Annotated in this window: 16 protein-coding genes; 6 read left to right on the top strand and 10 right to left on the bottom strand. The window is 67.1% G+C overall.

Annotated features, from left to right (window positions below; translation table 11 throughout):
- The first annotated feature begins 42 nt into the window (after positions 1–42).
- The gene (locus L2D00_12565; protein ID WBQ12671.1) at positions 43–1,404 is read left to right on the top strand and encodes a dicarboxylate/amino acid:cation symporter; all 1,362 of its coding nucleotides are present in this window, start codon (positions 43–45) and stop codon (positions 1,402–1,404) included.
- On the opposite strand, the gene L2D00_12560 is transcribed toward L2D00_12565, so the two are convergent.
- From L2D00_12560 to L2D00_12540, 5 genes are all read right to left on the bottom strand, one after another.
- Entirely contained in the window at positions 1,395–2,474 is a 1,080-nt protein-coding gene (locus tag L2D00_12560; protein WBQ12670.1) for a 5-(carboxyamino)imidazole ribonucleotide synthase, read from the bottom strand. The two genes, L2D00_12565 and L2D00_12560, sit on opposite strands and share 10 nt — an antisense overlap.
- Before the next feature lies 1 nt (position 2,475).
- Complete coding sequence (gene purE / locus L2D00_12555; protein WBQ12669.1) at positions 2,476–2,973, bottom strand: 5-(carboxyamino)imidazole ribonucleotide mutase; 498 nt, start codon at positions 2,971–2,973, stop codon at positions 2,476–2,478.
- Between the two features lie 97 nt (positions 2,974–3,070).
- The gene (locus L2D00_12550; GenBank protein WBQ12668.1) at positions 3,071–5,245 is read right to left on the bottom strand and encodes a primosomal protein N'; all 2,175 of its coding nucleotides are present in this window, start codon (positions 5,243–5,245) and stop codon (positions 3,071–3,073) included.
- Between the two features lie 109 nt (positions 5,246–5,354).
- Positions 5,355–6,023 (bottom strand): protein phosphatase CheZ, encoded by a 669-nt coding sequence (locus tag L2D00_12545; protein WBQ12667.1) that lies wholly within the window; start codon positions 6,021–6,023, stop codon positions 5,355–5,357.
- A 78-nt stretch (positions 6,024–6,101) separates the two neighbouring features.
- Positions 6,102–6,488, bottom strand: a complete 387-nt coding sequence (locus L2D00_12540; GenBank protein WBQ12666.1) for a response regulator — start codon at positions 6,486–6,488, stop codon at positions 6,102–6,104.
- 139 nt (positions 6,489–6,627) lie between these two features.
- Between L2D00_12540 and L2D00_12535 the strand changes: the two genes are divergently transcribed.
- The 5 genes from L2D00_12535 to L2D00_12515 all read left to right on the top strand — a co-directional run bounded on the left by L2D00_12535 (position 6,628) and on the right by L2D00_12515 (position 10,160).
- Positions 6,628–7,068: a MaoC family dehydratase gene (locus L2D00_12535; protein ID WBQ12665.1), complete on the top strand. Its 441-nt coding sequence runs from the start codon at positions 6,628–6,630 to the stop codon at positions 7,066–7,068.
- Between the two features lie 8 nt (positions 7,069–7,076).
- Positions 7,077–8,009, top strand: a complete 933-nt coding sequence (locus L2D00_12530) for a bifunctional riboflavin kinase/FAD synthetase (protein ID WBQ12664.1) — start codon at positions 7,077–7,079, stop codon at positions 8,007–8,009.
- Positions 8,010–8,080: 71 nt separating this feature from the next.
- Positions 8,081–8,587, top strand: coding sequence for a signal peptidase II (lspA, locus tag L2D00_12525; GenBank protein WBQ12663.1), 507 nt, complete (start codon positions 8,081–8,083; stop codon positions 8,585–8,587).
- Positions 8,588–8,679: 92 nt separating this feature from the next.
- Positions 8,680–9,219, top strand: coding sequence for a DUF3035 domain-containing protein (locus L2D00_12520; GenBank protein WBQ12662.1), 540 nt, complete (start codon positions 8,680–8,682; stop codon positions 9,217–9,219).
- A 92-nt stretch (positions 9,220–9,311) separates the two neighbouring features.
- Positions 9,312–10,160, top strand: a complete 849-nt coding sequence (locus L2D00_12515) for a DMT family transporter (GenBank protein ID WBQ12661.1) — start codon at positions 9,312–9,314, stop codon at positions 10,158–10,160.
- A 4-nt stretch (positions 10,161–10,164) separates the two neighbouring features.
- On the opposite strand, the gene L2D00_12510 is transcribed toward L2D00_12515, so the two are convergent.
- From L2D00_12510 to L2D00_12490, 5 genes are all read right to left on the bottom strand, one after another.
- On the bottom strand, positions 10,165–11,058 hold the full coding sequence (locus L2D00_12510; protein ID WBQ12660.1) for an RNA polymerase factor sigma-32: 894 nt from the start codon (positions 11,056–11,058) through the stop codon (positions 10,165–10,167).
- 121 nt (positions 11,059–11,179) lie between these two features.
- Positions 11,180–12,694 (bottom strand): NAD(P)/FAD-dependent oxidoreductase, encoded by a 1,515-nt coding sequence (locus L2D00_12505; protein ID WBQ12659.1) that lies wholly within the window; start codon positions 12,692–12,694, stop codon positions 11,180–11,182.
- A gap of 87 nt (positions 12,695–12,781) precedes the next feature.
- Entirely contained in the window at positions 12,782–13,423 is a 642-nt protein-coding gene (locus L2D00_12500) for an outer membrane beta-barrel protein (protein WBQ12658.1), read from the bottom strand.
- A 106-nt stretch (positions 13,424–13,529) separates the two neighbouring features.
- A complete protein-coding gene (locus L2D00_12495; protein ID WBQ12657.1) occupies positions 13,530–14,972 on the bottom strand; it encodes an MFS transporter in 1,443 nt (480 codons plus the stop codon).
- 25 nt (positions 14,973–14,997) lie between these two features.
- Positions 14,998–16,848 (bottom strand): ATP-binding protein, encoded by a 1,851-nt coding sequence (locus L2D00_12490; GenBank protein WBQ12656.1) that lies wholly within the window; start codon positions 16,846–16,848, stop codon positions 14,998–15,000.
- Between the last annotated feature and the right edge of the window lie 128 nt (positions 16,849–16,976).

The following is a 16,976-nucleotide window of genomic DNA, read 5'->3' as shown; positions in this document are numbered from 1 at the left end:
ACCCGGATGCGTACCGGATCGCAGGCCGCAGAAAGGATGACGATGATCACACCACGCCCGCCCCGGCGCATCCGCTACAACATGCTCACGCGCCAGCTGGAAGGCTGGGTGCGGTCGCGCCTGTGGGCGCAGGTTCTGATCGGGCTGGTGCTGGGCGTGGGGACCGGGCTGATGCTGGGACCGGAAGCGGGACTGGTCAGCCGCAGCGTCGCCGCGACGCTGGGAGAATGGATGGCCCTGCCCGGCCATATCTTCCTGGCGATGATCAAGATGGTGCTGATGCCCCTGGTGGCGAGCTCCATCATTCTGGGCCTCGCCGCCGGCGCGGCCGACCCGGCCCGCCTGCGTGCCGTGGGCGGCAGGCTGGCGGTCTTCGTCGGGGCCACCACCACGGCGGCGGCGGCGCTGGGCCCGGTCCTGACCCTCACCTTCAAACCCGGCGCGCTGGTCGCCGTGGATGCCGTCCCGGTCCCGCGCCTGCGCCCGGATCCGGCAGAGGCCGCCGCCAGCGCCGATCCGTTCGCGCAGATGGCGATGGAGGCACCGGGCATGATTGCGGCACTTGTGCCGGACAACCCGCTGGCCTCCATGGTGGAGAGCGAGATGCTGGCGGTGGTGATTTTCTCCATCTTCCTGGGCGCCGCCTATGTCACCTCGCCCAACAAGACCCGGCTCGATCCGTTGCTGCGGGTGCTCGAAGGCCTGCTGGAAGTGGCCATGACCGTGGTCAAGTGGGCGATGTACATCACGCCCTACGCCGTATTCGGCCTGACCGCGCAGCTGCTGGCCCGTCTGGGCGCAGAATCGCTGGTGGCGCTGGGGGCCTATGTCGCGACAGTTCTGGCCGGTCTGACCGGGCTGTTATTGCTGTATTACGCCTGCGTTGCCGCATTCGGACGGATGAGCCCTCTGGCCTTCCAGCGCGCCGTGGGCGAGGCGCAACTCCTCGCCTTCTCCACCTCGTCGTCAGCCGCCGTGATCCCGCTGTCCATCCGCACAGCGGTGGAAAAGCTGCATGCGCCTTCGTCCACGGCGAGCTTCGTGATCCCGCTGGCGGCCACGGTGAACATGGCGGGCACCGCCCTCTATCAGGCGTGTGCGGTCATCTTCGTGGCCCAGATCGCCGGGGTGAGCCTGGACCCGTTCCAGGTCGCCTTCATGGTGGCCACGCTGGTGGCCGCCTCCATCGGCGCGCCCGGCGCGCCGGGCGTGTCCATTGCCATCCTGTCCGGACTGATCGTCAGCTTCGGCATCCCGCCCCAGGGGCTGGTCTTCGTCCTGGGCGTGGACCGCTTCCTCGACATGGCGCGCACGGCGGTCAACGTCACCGGCGATCTGGCCGCCACGCGCATTTTGACCCGTAATGGCAAGGAACTGGACGCGGCTGAAGCCCGTCAGTCCTGATCCAGCGGACCGGTCACGGTGACATGTCCCATCTTGCGGCCGGGACGGGCCTCTCGCTTGCCGTAGAGATGCAGATGCGCGCCCGGCACGGCGAGCCAGCGCGGCCAGTCATCGGCGTCAGACCCGATCAGATTGACCATCCGCGCGCGCGCGTGCGCGGATGCGTCGCCCAGCCTCCAGCCTGCGACGGCGCGTATATGCTGTTCAAACTGGCAGGTCTGGCAGGCATCCATGGTCCAGTGGCCGGTATTGTGGACGCGCGGGGCGATCTCGTTGACCCGCAGCGACCCGTCCTCCAGCTCGAACAGCTCCACCGCGATCACGCCGACATAGTCGAGCGCCTCAAGAATGGAGCGCGCGATGGTGCCGGCGCGCGCCTCAGCCGCCGGGCTGACATCGGCCGGTGCCAGGCTCTCGCGCAGAATGCCCCCCGCGTGGTGGTTCTGCGACAGCGCAAAGGCACGCACCTCGCCATCCAGGGCCCGGGCGGCCACGACCGACAGCTCCCGGCGGAAGGGCGCAAACGCCTCCAGGATGGCCGGGCGGGACTCAAAGCGTTCAAACGCGGCGGCAGCCTCATCCGCGCTGCGCACCACGGCCTGGCCCTTGCCGTCATAGCCGAAGCGCCTTGTCTTCAGGATGGCGGGGGCGCCGAGCTCCGCCAGCGCGGCGCGCGCGTCTCCAGCGCTGTCGATGGCGCGGAAATCCACCGTCTGCGCGCCATGGGTGTTGAGGAAGGTCTTCTCCGTCAACCGGTCCTGCGCGGTTTGCAGTGCCTGCGCGCCGGGCCTCAGCGGCGCATGGCGGGCCGCCTCGCGCGCGCTTTCAACCGGCACGTTTTCAAACTCGAAGGTCACCGCCGCCACGGAGCGGGCGAAGCGGGCGACCGCTTCCAGATCCTCATAGGGCGCGCGCACATGCTCCGCCGCCACCCGGGAGGCCGGGCAATCGGGCTCGGGATCATAGATCACCACGTCGAGACCCAGCCGCGCCGCCGCCAGCGCCAGCATGCGCCCCAGCTGGCCGCCGCCGAGAATGCCGATGCGGTCTGCCGGCTTCAGCGCGCTCACTTCAGTCCTCGACGCTGTCGGGTACCGAAGCGGTCTGGGCCGCACGCCAGGCCTCCAGCCGGGCCATCAGGGCGGGATCGGACAAGGCCAGGATAGAGGCGGCCAGAAGGCCGGCATTCTTGGCGCCCGCCTCGCCGATCGCGAGTGTGCCCACGGGCACGCCGCCGGGCATTTGCACAATGGACAGAAGCGAATCGAGGCCGGACAGGGCTTTGGATTGTACCGGCACGCCCAGCACCGGCAGGGAGGTCATGGACGCGACCATACCCGGCAGATGCGCCGCGCCGCCCGCGCCGGCAATGATCACCTTCACACCCGCCGCTGCTGCGCCCCTGGCGAAGTCCACAAGCCGGTCCGGCGTGCGGTGGGCGGAGACCACGCGCGCGTCATAGGCCACCTCAAGGGCGTCCAGCATGGCGGCGGCGGCCTTCATGGCCGGCCAGTCCGAACGCGATCCCATGACGATGGCGACGGGCGCCGCTGCGGCGCGATTGCTCATGATGAAGCCTGCCGGGTGACTGGAAAGCGCGGGACAATACAAGTGCGCCCGGTCAGGTCAAGGAAAACAGGCGTGCGCCACCCTGCAAAGCCGGTATCTACAGGAAGGAATACGGCTCGATATCGAGATTCACGCGGATCGAGGGCGGCGTTTTGAACCGCGCGGCCCAGGCGCGCATATAGGCCGAGATATCCACCTGCCGGTCAGCCTGGACGAGGAAGCGCTTGCGCCAGCGCCCGCGCACGACGCCCAGCGGCGGATCGGCAGGGCCGAACACCTCCACCCCATCCGCCAGCGGCGCCGCCGCCGCGATCGTGCGCGCGATAGCCTCCAGCGCTTCGGGGTCAGGCCCCGACAGGATCATCGCGGCGAGGCGTCCAAACGGCGGCAGGCGCAGCATCTCCCGCACGGACCGCTCTGCCCCCAGAAACGCCTCCCGGTCCCCGGCGGCCAGCGCCTGGAGCGCCTCGTGCTGCGGGTTCCAGGTCTGCAGGAGCGCCCGGCCGGGCCGGTCGGCGCGCCCGGCCCGCCCCGCCGCCTGGACCAGGGTCTGGTAGGTGCGCTCACCGGCCCGCAGATCAGCCCCCGCCAGACCCAGATCGGCGTCCACCACGCCCACCAGAGTCAGGCGCGGAAAGTTATGGCCCTTGGCCGCGATCTGGGTGCCGACCAGAATATCAATTTCCCCCCTCTCCATGCGCGCGACCATGTCGCGCACGGCGTCAGGGCCTTGCGCGGTATCGGAGGAGAACACCTCCACGCGCTGATCGGGGAAACGGCGGATCGCCTCCTCGGCGACGCGTTCGACGCCGGGGCCGACACTGATCAGGCTGTCTTTCGCCCCACAGGACGGACAGGCCTCGGGCCGCGGCATGGAAAAGCCGGTGACATGGCAGACCAGACGCCCGGTATAGCGGTGCTCGACCAGATAGCGGTCGGCTTCGGGACTTTTCATCTTGTGGCCGCAGGCCTTGCACAGCACCAGCGGGGCGTAGCCGCGCCGGTTGAGGTAGAACATCACCTGCTCGCCCCGCGCCAGCGTGTCGGCGGCAGCGCGCGCCAGCGCGGGCGATATCCACTCGCCGGTCTCAGGGGGATGTTCACGCAGATCGATCAGCGCGATCTCCGGCAAGGTCGCCCCTGCAGCGCGGGCCGGCAGGCGGACATGCACGTAGCGGCCGGTCTCGGCGTTGACGAGGCTTTCCATCGAGGGCGTAGCGCTGGCCAGGACGCACAGGGCACCCGCGATCTTGGCGCGGACCACGGCCAGATCGCGGGCGTTATAGGCGAGCATCTCGTCCTGCTTGTAGGTCGGGTCATGCTCTTCATCGACGATGATGCAACGCAATCTGGCGAAGGGCAGGAAGATCGCCGAGCGCGCGCCGGCCACGATGCGCGCGCGTCCGGACGCCGCCTCGCGCCAGACGCGGCGGCGCGCCTTGTCGGACAGGCCCGAATGCCAGACGGCGGGCTCCGCGCCGAAGCGCGCTTCAAAACGGCGGGTGACTGCTTGGGTGAGCGCGATCTCGGGCAGCAGCACCAGCACCTGGGCATCGGGCTCGCGGCGCAGAATCTCGGCGGCGGCCTCGAAATACACCTCCGTCTTGCCCGATCCGGTGACGCCGTCGAGCAAGGCCGCCTGATACCCGCCTGCCGCCGCCATGCGGCGCAGGGCCGCCGAGGCGGCGGCCTGCAGATCGGTCAGCTCCAGACCCGCCTGCTCGGGATCGGGAGCCCCGAACGGCGGGTCGGTGGCGATGTCCTCGGCCCGCAATCCGCCCGCCCCGGCGAGCCCTGACACGACTGAACTTGACACACCCGCCCGGCGGCCCAGCTCGGCCGCGGTGGCCGGGCCTTGCGCAGCGGCGTCCAGCACGGCGCGGCGGGCCGGCGTCAGGCGGGCGAGGGGTGCGCCAGTGAGATGGTAAACCGTTTCAATGGGCGAAGGCCGAAGCGCGCCCGGACTGCGCAGGACCGCGCGCAGAACCACGCCGGGCGGCTCCACCAGATAGCGCGCGCTCCAGTCGACAAAGCGCCGGGTCGCCTCGCTCAGTGATGGTCCACCGATCACCGCTTCGATGGATTTGAGCGTGCGCGATCCGTCATCGGCGCTCACCGCCCACACCACGCCGGCCGCTGAGCGCTTGCCCAGCGGCGCGATCACGTGGTCGCCGGGGCGGACCTCGACGCCGTCAGGCACCGCATAGTCGAACGGCTCGGGCAGCGGCATCGGGAACAGTACCGACGCCTTGACGCTCAACAGGGCGGACATGGCGGGCGCACAGGCCTCCGCTTGCGAGGGGAATCACAGGCCCATCATAGCAGAGGCCGGCGCGTGAACGCGCCGGCCTCTGCTCACTCTGAAACGATTGGCGCTGATGCTAGTCGAACAGGGCGTCGATGGCGTCCTGGTCCATGCCCATCAGCGCATCGACATCGTCCTGACCGGTTTCCGGCCCGCCCATGGCAGGACCATTGAGGTGAAGCTGCCGGCGGCGTTCGGCTTCTGCGCGCTCTTCCTCGCTGGCTTCGGCATCATGTACGCCCATAGTGGCGGCGAAGCGCGACACGCGCTGTTCGATATGGCGCAGCGAAGCCACCACTTTGGACACACGCTGGCCCGCGAGATCCTGAAACGAGCACGCTTCGATGATCCGCGTCATGGCCGCGTCGACCTCTGCCTTGTAGGCAGACGGGTCGTCCTGGCTGAGCAACATGATCGCCTCGGCTTCGGTCATGATCAGTTCAGTGGCGCGTTCAGTGTCCCCGAGCACAGCCTCGAGTTCGGCACCGGCGACCGGGATCCGCTGCTCCTTGATATCGTTCGGGCGCAGCTGGGCGATCTCATCGCGCGTGCGGGCGATATAGGCCGCGATGTCATTGAACTCGGCATGGATCGATTGATCGAGCGATCCGAAGAACATCTGCATGGTGTCGGTGAGTTGTTGCGCCAGGCGCAACACATCCATCAACTGGGCATCCTTCAGGTCGGCGGCTTTCACCGACAAGAGGGATGCGCGCACGCGCGCGGCGACTTCAGCTGCAGGCATGGACTATCCTTCCCTCAGAACGCGCAGTGCCCGGCGCGTTTACCGCGCTTGAGCAGGCCCTGGATTCAAAACTTGAAATCAAAAATCGCCGATCACGGCGGCCATCTTGGCCTTCAGCGTGCCGGCATTGAACGGCTTCACGATATAGTTGTTCACACCGGCCTTCTTGGCGGCGATCACATTCTCGGTCTTGGATTCAGCCGTGATCATGATGAACGGGGTGGATTTCACCGCCTCGTCTGCCCGCACATTCTGAAGCAGCTCGTAGCCGGTCACCGGTTCCATGTTCCAGTCAGAGATCACAAGCCCGTATTTGCGCTTCTTCATCATTTCGAACGCTTCGGCCCCATCGCTGGCCTCATCCACGTTCTCAAATCCGATCTGCTTGAGCAGGTTGCGGATGATGCGCACCATCGTCTTGTAGTCATCCACCACCAGGATCGGCATACTCATCTCGACGGCCATTACCTCAGCCTCCTACCTGTTTTGACACCCGCCGCAGACGACCGGACTGGTGTCGGTGATCGCCCTGCGCGCAAACAGAACTAGACAAGCACAATCAAAATTCGGTTAAACACCGCGCCAGAGCAGAAAGGGCGCTCACATGACCGGCAGCGAAGGCTTCGGAATCAACGAACTCGTGATCGGCCAGACCGCGGAGATATCGCGTCTGGTTGACGACGACACGGTGCGCCGCTTCGCCGAAGTGTCGGGTGATTTCAACCCCTTGCACATGGACGAAGCCTACGCCGCCCGCTCGCCGTTTCGCGGGCGCATCGCACACGGGGCGCTGGTGGCAAGCTTCATTTCGTGCGTTCTGGGCAATCATCTGCCCGGTCCCGGCGCTGTCTTCGCAGGCATGACCATGCGTTTCGAGCGCCCGGTGCGCATTGGCGACACAGTTGTGGCGCGCGCCACCGTGGTCGAAATCGACATCAAGGCGCGCAAGGTGAAACTCGCCTGCGTCTGCGAAGTGGATGGCCAGACCTGCATGGAGGCAGACGCCGAGGTCGTGGTGCGCAAGCGCCGTCCGGCGAGCGCCTGACCGGGCTGATGCAGATTTTCCACGGCTATACCGGCTTGCCCGGCAGTGCCCGCGGCGGCGTGGCGGCGCTGGGCAACTTCGATGGAGTGCATCTCGGTCATCAGGCCGTGATGGCGCAGGCCGCCGCGCTGGCGCACGCGCTCAAGGCCCCTCCCGCCGCCGCCGTGTTCAGCCCGCACCCGCGCCGCATCTTCCAGCCTGGCGGCGAGCCGTTTGCCCTGATGAGCGACAGCCAGCGGGCAAAGTCCCTGGGTGAGGCGGGTGCCGAGCTGGTCCATCACATTCCCTTTGATCGCGCTCTGGCGGCGATGACGCCGGAACGCTTCGTGGCCGAGGTGCTCGATAACGGGCTGGGCCTGAAAGGCGTGGTGACCGGTACCGATTTCTGCTTTGGCAAGGACAGAGCCGGCAATGCGAAGGCGCTTCAGGCCCTGGGGGCGGCGCGCGGTCTGACCGTCGCCATCGCAGAGCCGGTGAGCACGCAGGGGCAATCGGGCAAGATTTCCTCATCCGATGTACGCCAGGCCGTGAGGGCGGGCGATCCGGCGCGCGCCGCCGGACTGCTGGGCCGCCCCTTCGCCATTGAAGGCGTGGTGAGCCAGGGCGATCAGCGCGGACGCACGCTGGGCTTTCCCACAGCCAATGTGGCGCTGGGCGATTATGTTCGCCCGGCCTTTGGCGTGTACGCTGTGCACGTTGATCTGGGCGGGGGCGAAGCCATCCCCGGTGTGGCCAATATCGGGCGCCGGCCCACCGTTGACGGAACGCAGGCGCGGCTCGAAGCGCATCTGTTCGACACCAACGCAGACCTGTATGGGCGTGTTATCTCTTGCGCCCTGATCGCCTTCCTGCGCCCCGAGCAACGCTTTGAAGGCCTAGGCGCATTGAAGGCTCAAATCGCGGCAGACTGCGAGGCAGCCCGGCGTCTGCTGGGCGCATGAGCGCTCTGTCACTGGACCGCAGCGCCCGGGCCTGCTAGCCAATCAGGACGGGGGAGGAGGACGACAGGCGCATGAAGTTCATGTTCGCGCGACGCCGGACGTTTTCGGCGCCAGCCCTGATCGGGCTTCTGACCGCTGTGGCTGTGCTGGCCGGCGATCAGGCGTCCAAGGCCTGGATCCTCTACGCATCAGGACTTCCCGAAGCGGGCCAGATCCTGGTGCTGCCGCCCTGGTTCAATCTGACGATGGTGTGGAATCGCGGCATCAGCTTCGGCCTGTTCGCCGCCGACAGCCTGTGGCAGCGCCTGATCCTGGTGGCGGTCTCGCTGGCCGTAGCCGGCTTCCTGGCCGTGTGGATGATGCGTGCAGAACGCGTGCTTCAGGCTGCTGCCTTCGGGCTGATTATTGGCGGCGCCATCGGCAATGTGATCGACCGGCTCGCCTATGGAGCTGTCGCCGATTTTCTCGATTTTTCGGGGCTGTATTTTCCCTTCGTCTTCAATATCGCCGACGCCGCGATCTCCATCGGCGTTGCCGTGATGCTGGCCGACCTTCTGATCAACGACCGCCGGCGCTAGACCGGGTGCCGGGCGCACTGGCCAGACGCGCCCCGGCTCTGTTACAAACCCGGCTGAAGCCGCACCAAGTCCTGAGAAAGAGCGTACCCGTCATGCACATACGCACAGCCCTCATCATTGCAGCCGCCGCCGTGTTCGGCACCTCGGCCTGCACCTCCGGCGTCCGTCAGGCGCTGGGCGCGGACAAGACCGTGCCGGACGAGTTTCGCACGGTGACCATCGCGCCGCTGACCGTGCCGCCAGAGTTCAATCTGCGCCCGCCGCGGCCGGGCGAGCTGCGCCCCGAAGACATTTTCCAGGACCAGGCCGCCCGGCGGGCCCTGTTTGGTGACCTCTCGGCATCGAACGCCACCGATGCCGAAATCCTGTTCGCCCAGCGTGCCGGTGCGGCCGACGCCATCCCGGATGTGCGTGCCCTGATCGATGGCGAAACCGCCGCCATTGTTCGCAAGCCGCCGTCCATTGCCGACCGCATCCTGTTCTGGCGGGACAATGACCGCCTGGAGAGCCACGGCCGCGATCCGGTCGACTATGAAGACGAACTGACCCGCGCAGCGGCCATCACAGGCGGTGGCCAGGTGGAGATCACCCGCGATCGCCGCCGCGTGCGCCCCAAGCTGCCCGGCCTCTGAGCGCGCGTGCGCCTGATGCCTGACGCAATCGCGGCCCCGCCCTGTGCGGGGCCGTTTGCGTTCCGACAAGGCTTGATCTGGGAGCGCAGAGGGTGACCGAGACGCCACTGATTGCGCTGCTGGCGGCGCTGGGGTCGGCGATGGCCCACGCAGGCATGACGCTGTTCACCAAACAGGCAGGCGACATGCTGGTGTTTCGCGCGGTGTCGATGATGATCTGCGCCGTTCTGCTCAGCCCGCTCCTGGTCCTGGCACCCTTCCCGCCCTGGGAGGCGTGGCGCTTCCTGCTGCTGGGCGCAGGGATCATCTGGGCGTTCAACATGCTGATGATTTCCGCCATGACCCGCGGCCAGATGAATCTGGTCTACCCGGTGATGCGCGGTGCGGCCCCGGCCCTGGCGGGCCTGTTTGCGGTCATCGTCCTTGGTGAACCGCTGAGCCCGCTCTCCGTGACAGGCCTGGCGCTGGCCTCAGCGGCGCTTGCCGCCTTCGCCTGGCCCGAACGAGGGGGCGCGCCCAAGGCCGCGGCGCTGGCGTTTGCCCTGTCCGCTGCGGTGATGACAGCCAGCTATACAGTCAATGACGCCTCAGGCGTGCGCGCCGCCGGGTCGACGCTGAGCTATCTGGCCTGGTTCTTTGTCCTGAGCGCCACCACCCTCACGGCGACGGCTCTGGTCCGGCGCGGGCGGCGCTTTACAGCGCAGGCACGGCCCGAGCTGCGCCGCGCCGCGATGTCGTCTGTCTTCAACATCACCACGTACGGGCTGGCGCTTTATGCCTTTTCCATCGCCCCGGTCGCGCCAATCGCCGCTGTGCGCGAGACATCTATCGTGTTCGGGGCAGTGCTCGCCGCCCTCGTGCTGAAGGAGCCTTTTGGCGTACGCCGGGCGCTGCTGGCGGTCGTCCTGGCGGGCGCGCTGGCTCTCCTGCACGTGGGCTGAGCGGCTAGCTGGTCGGTATCAGCCCGGCTTCAGCCGGATCGCCGACCTGTTCCACCAGCGCCTTGCGCAGCTTGGACAGGGCTTGGTGCTCGATCTGGCGGACGCGCTCCTTGGAGATGCCCAGGCGCTCGCCCAGCTGCTCCAGCGTCACGCTGTCCTCGCGCAGGCGGCGTTCGCGAATGATCAGCTGCTCGCGGGCGTTCAGCCGGTCCATGGCCGCACCAAGCCATTCGCTGCGCTTGGCCGTGTCGCGGCTTTCCATCACGGACGCTTCGGGACTGGGCGCTTCGCTGGCCAGCAAGTCCTGCCACTCGCCCTCACCATCCTCGCCGAACGGCGCATTGAGCGAGCGGTCCACCGCCGACAGCCGCGCGGCCATCTGTTCTACATCATCCTCGCCGACCTTCAGCGCCTGGGCCACATAGGCCCGGTTTTCAGGCGTCAGGGCTCCGGAGCTGACATCGCGGATCAGGGCACGCAGGCGGCGCAGATTGAAGAACAGCGACTTCTGGGCGGCGGTCGTGCCGGTGCGCACAATGGACCAGTTGCGCAGCACATAGTCCTGGATCGAGGAGCGGATCCACCAGCTGGCATAGGTGGAAAAGCGCACCCCCCGCTCCGGCTCGAAGCGCGCAGCGGCCTGCATCAGGCCGATATTGCCCTCGGACACGAGGTCGGGAAACGGCAGGCCGTAATGGCGGAACTTCGCCGCCACGGCGACGACCAGACGCATATAGGCGCTGGTGAGCTTGTGCAGCGCGGCCTCATCGCCCTCCTCGCGCCAGGCCGTCGCGAGCGCCAGCTCCTCCTCGCGTTCAAGCAGAGGGGTCGCCATGGCCCGCTTGAGATAGCGGCGGTCAGGGTCAACGGATCTGGAGGGAGCAACGCGCGTGGTCATGGCTGGCGCCTTTCATAGCGGCTCGCGATTATCTGTGTTCGTGCCATCTGTACGCACCTCAAACGGGCGCGGATCACACGGGCGCCGCAATTTGGACACGCCTGCGTCAGGATGGCGCAGATCACTGCGCGGCGGCTGGTGCCAGCGCCGCGCCAGCGTGGGCGCTGGCGGCCTTGCCGAACTGCAAATGCCCGTCCTCCAGCCGCCCATAGCGGATCGAGAGCATGTCCTGGAGATAATTCTGGTGGGTCTTCCAGGGCGTATGGGCACCCTGACGCGGCAGGCCGGGCAAGGCCCGCTGGACATAACCCGAGGAGAAATCCAGAAGCGGCAGCGTCTCCAGTCCCTCAGGCGGGACCGGCACGCAATAATCATCACCGGTGCGCGCCATGTGGTTCAGCAGCCGGCACACCCGCTCGCAGGTCAGGTCGATCTTCAGCGTCCAGCTGGCATTGGTGTAGCCGAACGCCATGGCCGCATTGGGCACGCCGGACAGCATCATGCCGCGATAGGTGATCGTTTGCGACGGCACGAACGGGCGGCCGTCCACGGATATGTCGATGGCACCGCCCACCTGCATCTCCAGCCCGGTGGCCGGGATCACCAGATCGGCCTTGATCTCTTCACCCGATTTCAGACGGATGCCATCAGGCGTGAACCGCTCGATCTCGCCGGTAACAATACTGGCACGGCGCGATTTGAGCGCCTGGAAGAAATCGCCTTCCGGGGCCAGGCAGAAGCGCTGGTCCCAGGGGTTATAGCGCGGGGAGAAATGACGCTCGACGTCAAAATCCTCGCCCAGCTCGGCACGGACCTGCTTGAGCACACCCTTCCTCACAAAGTCCGGCCAGCGCCGCGCCAGCTGGAAGAACATCATGGCCAGGGCGATATTCTTGTAGCGTGTCAGCGCGTAGGCGATCCGGCCGGGCAGCACTTTGCGCAGGGCGTCTGCGATCGCGTCGCGCTGCGGCCGGCCGGCAATATAGCTGGGCGAACGCTGCAGCATGGTGACATGGGCGGCCTCGCCCGCCATGGCGGGGACCAGCGTGACGGCGGTGGCGCCTGAGCCGATCACCACCACGCGCTGGCCGGCAAACTCAGTCCCTTCGCGCCAGAGCTGAGGGTGGATTACCTGGCCCTGAAACTCCTCAAGCCCCTCAAATTCAGGCATGTAGCCGTGGTCATATCGGTAATAGCCCGAGCACAGCATCAAGAAGCGCGCGGTCACAACCTCGCGCCCGTCGGGTCCGTCCGCCTCCACGGTCCAGCGCGCGGTTGCACTGTCCCAGCGGGCCGAGACCACGCGGCGGCCAAAGCGGATATGGCGGTCAATACCGGCTTCGCGTGCGGTGTCCTCGATATAGCCGCGGATGCTCGGCCCGTCGGCGAACACCTTGCCGTCCGTCCAGGGCCGGAAGGCGTAGCCGAACGTGTACATGTCGCTGTCGGAGCGGATACCCGGATAGCGGAACAAATCCCAAGTCCCGCCCATCGCCGCACGGGCTTCGAAAATCGCGTAGCTGCGCCCGGGGCAGCGGTGCTGGAGATGCCAGGCGGCACCCACGCCGGAGATGCCGGCCCCGACAATCAGAACGTCAAGATGATCGTCCGCGCCGGGCGCGGGTTCGGTTTTCATGGCGCGAGCGGTCTCCCGGACACTGGCACTACGGGAAGTGAACACCGTTCACCTCCTGGAGGCAAGGGGCCGCGCCTGAGGACGGCGTCAGTAGCGCCAGCCGAAGCCGATGCCGAAGACCCAGGGGTCAATGTCCACGTCCGCCGTGACGCGCCCCAGCGCGCCTGCATCAATGGTCACATCGGTATTGATCCAGATCTTCTTGATATCAAAGTTCACGAACCAGCGCTCATTGATCTGGTAGTCGACACCGGCCTGCAGCGCGAAGCCGAGACTGTCGTCATAGCTGATGGATGTCAGCGGTGAGGCGGACGGGAGGCTGGAATTGAAGAAGTGGGTGAAGTTCACCCCGGCACCGGCATAGGGCCGGATCTGCGCGCCCGGATTGAAGTGATATTGCAGGGTCAGAGTCGGCGGCAGAAGCCACACATCTCCCAGCTCGACATCGCCCAGGGCCGTGTTGATCGCGGTCACGTCGTGCGGGGTCACGCCCAGGATCAGTTCAAGCGCCAGATGGTCCGACAGGAAATAGGTGATGTCGAACTCGGGCACGATCGAGGTCGCGATATCCACTGATCCGCCGATCGGCGAGATGGCCGCGCCCTCGTCCGGCATGACGGTGATCGCGCGCACGCGGAACATCCAGTCGCTGTCCTGGGCGAACGCGGCAGGTGCGGCCGCTCCGGCAGCGATCAGAACGGCGGCGGTGGTGGCAAGCATGGATTTCATGGCAGTCCCCTTTTCCTTACTTGGAATAGGGTCTTTCTTGCGCCCCTCCCGTCAGGCGGGCGAGTGGACAAGGCGCCGCGCGTCAGGCTGCCGCAGGGCGGCTTGGCTAGCTGATCTGAGGGGGTGCGCTGGCAACCTCGCGCGCGGCGCGCCAGCGCATGACGATCCAAACCAGCACGATGGCCGGGGCACCGATCAGGGCAGTCGTGGCGAAGAAGCTGGCATAGCCCAGCCCGTCCACCATGATCCCGGAGAAGCCGCCGAACAGCTTGCCCGGCAGGGCGTAGAAGGAGCTGAACAGCGCGTACTGCGTGGCCGAAAACGCGCGGTTGGTCAGGCTCGACATATACGCGATCAGCGCGGTGCCAGACCAGCCGATCGCCACGTTTTCGACGGTGATCGCCAGGGTGAGGTAAACGATGGAGGGGTCTTTCTCCAGCGGCCAGGGCGTCAGGGCGGCTCCGTCCAGCATGGTGACCGCTTCGGTGGGCTGGATCATGGCCAGCCAGACGAAGGAGAAGGTGGACACCACGCTGATGACCGCCCCGATGAGCAGCACCGGATAGACGCCGTACCGGGTTGCCGCGACACCGGCCAGCATGGCACCCGCCAGCATGGCGAAGACGCCATAAATCTTTGAAACTGCTGCTATTTCTGACAGGGTGTAGCCCATGTCCACATAGAAGGGATAGGCCATGAACCCGAGCACGAAATCATTCAGCCGGTAGGCGCCGATCAGGGTCAGGATCAGAAGCGCAATCCAGCGATAGCGCACAATGAAGTCCACAAAGGGTGCCACCACAGCGGAGTAGAGCCAGGCGGCGGCCTGGCCCATCGGATTACCCGTCACCGCGCCTGCAATGGCCTCGGTCCCGCCGCCCAGTGCCTGGGGCCGGGCAGGCTCCGGTGCCAGGAAGACTCCCAGGACGCCAATCCCCATGAGCCCGGCCAGCACCATGTAAGCAAAGGAAAATCCGGCATAATCTGCCATGACCAGCGCCCCGGCACCGGCCGCGATCATGCCGAACCGGTAGCCCCACTGATAGATCGCCACCAGCAACGCCTGAAGCCGGTCCTCGGCGATGTCGATCCGCCAGGCGTCCAGCGCAATGTCCTGCGTGGCCGAGCCAAAGCCGATCATCACCGTGGCCAGGGCGATCACCACCAGCCCGTCCGCCGGTGTGGCGGTGGAGGCCAGAAGGATCGCCGCGATCACAATGATCTGGGCGAACAGAATCCATGAGCGCCGCCGGCCCAGAAGCGTGTTGAGAAACGGCAAGGGCAACCTGTCCACCAGCGGGGCCCAGATGAACTTGAATGTGTAGGCGAGACCCGCCCAGGCGAAGAAGCCAATCTCGGTACGCGATACGCCCTCGATCCGCAGCCATGCCGACAAGGTTGAAAAGACGAGCAGAATTGGCAGGCCGGCGGCAAAGCCCATGAGCAGCATCACCCCGGACCGGCGCCAGCCCAGACTGGACAGGGCCTGCCACAATGTCTGGCGGGGTGCAGCGCCGGAGAGGGCGGCGTCGGTCGAGGCGTCAGTCATCAGCTGGGGCGTCTCATTGGCGATATCAGGCGAGCCTTGCGCGGTTTTGCGGCGCGCACAAGCTGGTCAACGTGTCCGCCAGCATATCGGCATTGAGCGGCTTGGCCAGAAACGCGTCCATACCGGCCGCCAGGCACGCCAGCCGGTCGGCTTCAGTGGCGTTGGCGGTCAGCGCAATCAGTGGCGAACCGGCTCCGGCCCCGGTGAGGGCGCGGATGGCGCGCGCGGCCGTCAGCCCGTCCATGACCGGCATGCGCAAATCCAGCAATACGGCATCGTGGGTGCCTGTGGCGGCCGCATCCACCGCTGACTGGCCGTCGGTGACGTGCAGCACGTCCGCGCCCAGCCGGCCCAGAACTGTGCGCGCAATCAGGGCATTGACCGGATCGTCTTCAGCCAGGATGACCGAAAGGCCCTTGAGCGGCTGGCCCGCGCGGCGGGCAGAGGCCACGGCGGGGGCCGGTGCCGGCGCAGGCTCACGCCGCCCGGGCGCATCATCGGGCGCATCATGGCCGGCGGCAAAAGCCGCCAGGGACGACAAACGCACCGGGGCCACCAGCCAGCCGTCAAAGCCGGCAGGACGCGCCGCAGCCGCGAACAAATCCTTGGTCTGGGGACGCGCCAGTGCCATCAGGCGCGCGCGCGGCGCTGCGGCCTTCACGGCGCGGGCTTCCACCGCCCAGCGTTCACTCAGAATGACGGTGAGGTTCTCGCGCAGGCGCGCCGCCAGCCGCATCGCCTCGCGCGGCTCACCGGCGCAGACCACTTTGGCACCCAGCGCGGTGGCCTGAGCCCCCAGCGCCTCACGCTGCAGCCGTGATGGTACCGCAATCAGAACCGTGCGCCCGCGCAAGGGCCGCGCTGCGGGCGCAGGCTCCAGAGGCTCGCACGGCCAGGCGCACCAGAAGGCAGGGCCTTCGCCGGGGCGCGATTCGACACCGACATCACCGCCGGCGGCCTGAACCAGCCGGCGGACCATGGCCAGGCCCAGGCCGGCGCCGGGCGCGCCCGAGCCCTCCTGGGCGCCGCGTTCGAACTGTTCGAACAAGCGCGCCTGATCGGCCTCGCTGATGCCCGGGCCGGTGTCGCGTACGCTCAGGCGCACCGCACCGTCGACATAATCGGCCTCCACCAGAATGCCGCCCGAGGTGGTGAATTTCACGGCATTGCCGGCCAGATTGAACAGGATCTGGCGCACGCGCGCCGGGTCGGCGCTGAGGCGTTCGGGCACTTGTGGATGGATGACATGATCCAGCGTCAGGCCCTTCTCGGCGGCCCGCAGGGCCAGAAGCTCGCAGGCATCTTCCACCAGCGCGCGCAAATCCACCGGCTCGGGCCGCAGCTCAAGCTGGCCGGCCTCAAGGCGCGACAGGTCGAGAATGTCGTCGATCAGCTTGAGCGCATGCTCGGTGCTGGCGCGGATCACATCCAGATAGGCGTGCTGGTCGGGCTTCAGCCGGGTCTCGCGCAACAGGTCCGCGGCGCCCAGCGCGCCGGCCAGAGGGGTGCGCAGTTCGTGGGTCACCGAGGCAAAAAACACCGTCTTGCCCTTCGCCGCCTCGCTGGCCGCCGCACGGGCCTGGCGCTCGGCTGTGACATCGCGCCCCAGCGCCACAGCGCCGCCCCCGGCCAATGGGGTTTCCGACCATTCGATGAAGCGGGAACCGGCGCGGGTCTGCATCGCGGCGTCAAAGCGGCGAGCCTGGCCAGGCTCGCCCAGCCCCGGCGCGACGGCAAACCAGCGTCCGGCCCAGTCTTCAGCCCGCCCGCCAAAGGCGGCCAGAAACGCCGCATTGACCCGGACCACCCGCCCGTCAGCACCGCGCACCACCACCAGTTCGCCCAGGGCGTCCAGAACGCTGTTCGCGTCAGGCATGGGATCGGAGCCAGAGTTCATCGTTCCGATATGCCATGAGAGCGTTAACGCTCCGCTGATTGCGCCGGAAAAGCGGGGATAGCGCACGGGACAGATGTCACGGCGGCGCGGGATAGTGGGGGTCATCA

It is taken from the genome of Hyphomonadaceae bacterium BL14, assembly GCA_027627705.1.
GTDB lineage: Bacteria > Pseudomonadota > Alphaproteobacteria > Caulobacterales > Maricaulaceae > Oceanicaulis.
The sequence above is the reverse complement of the archived record's forward strand: the minus strand, read 5'-3'. Positions and strand labels throughout refer to the sequence as shown.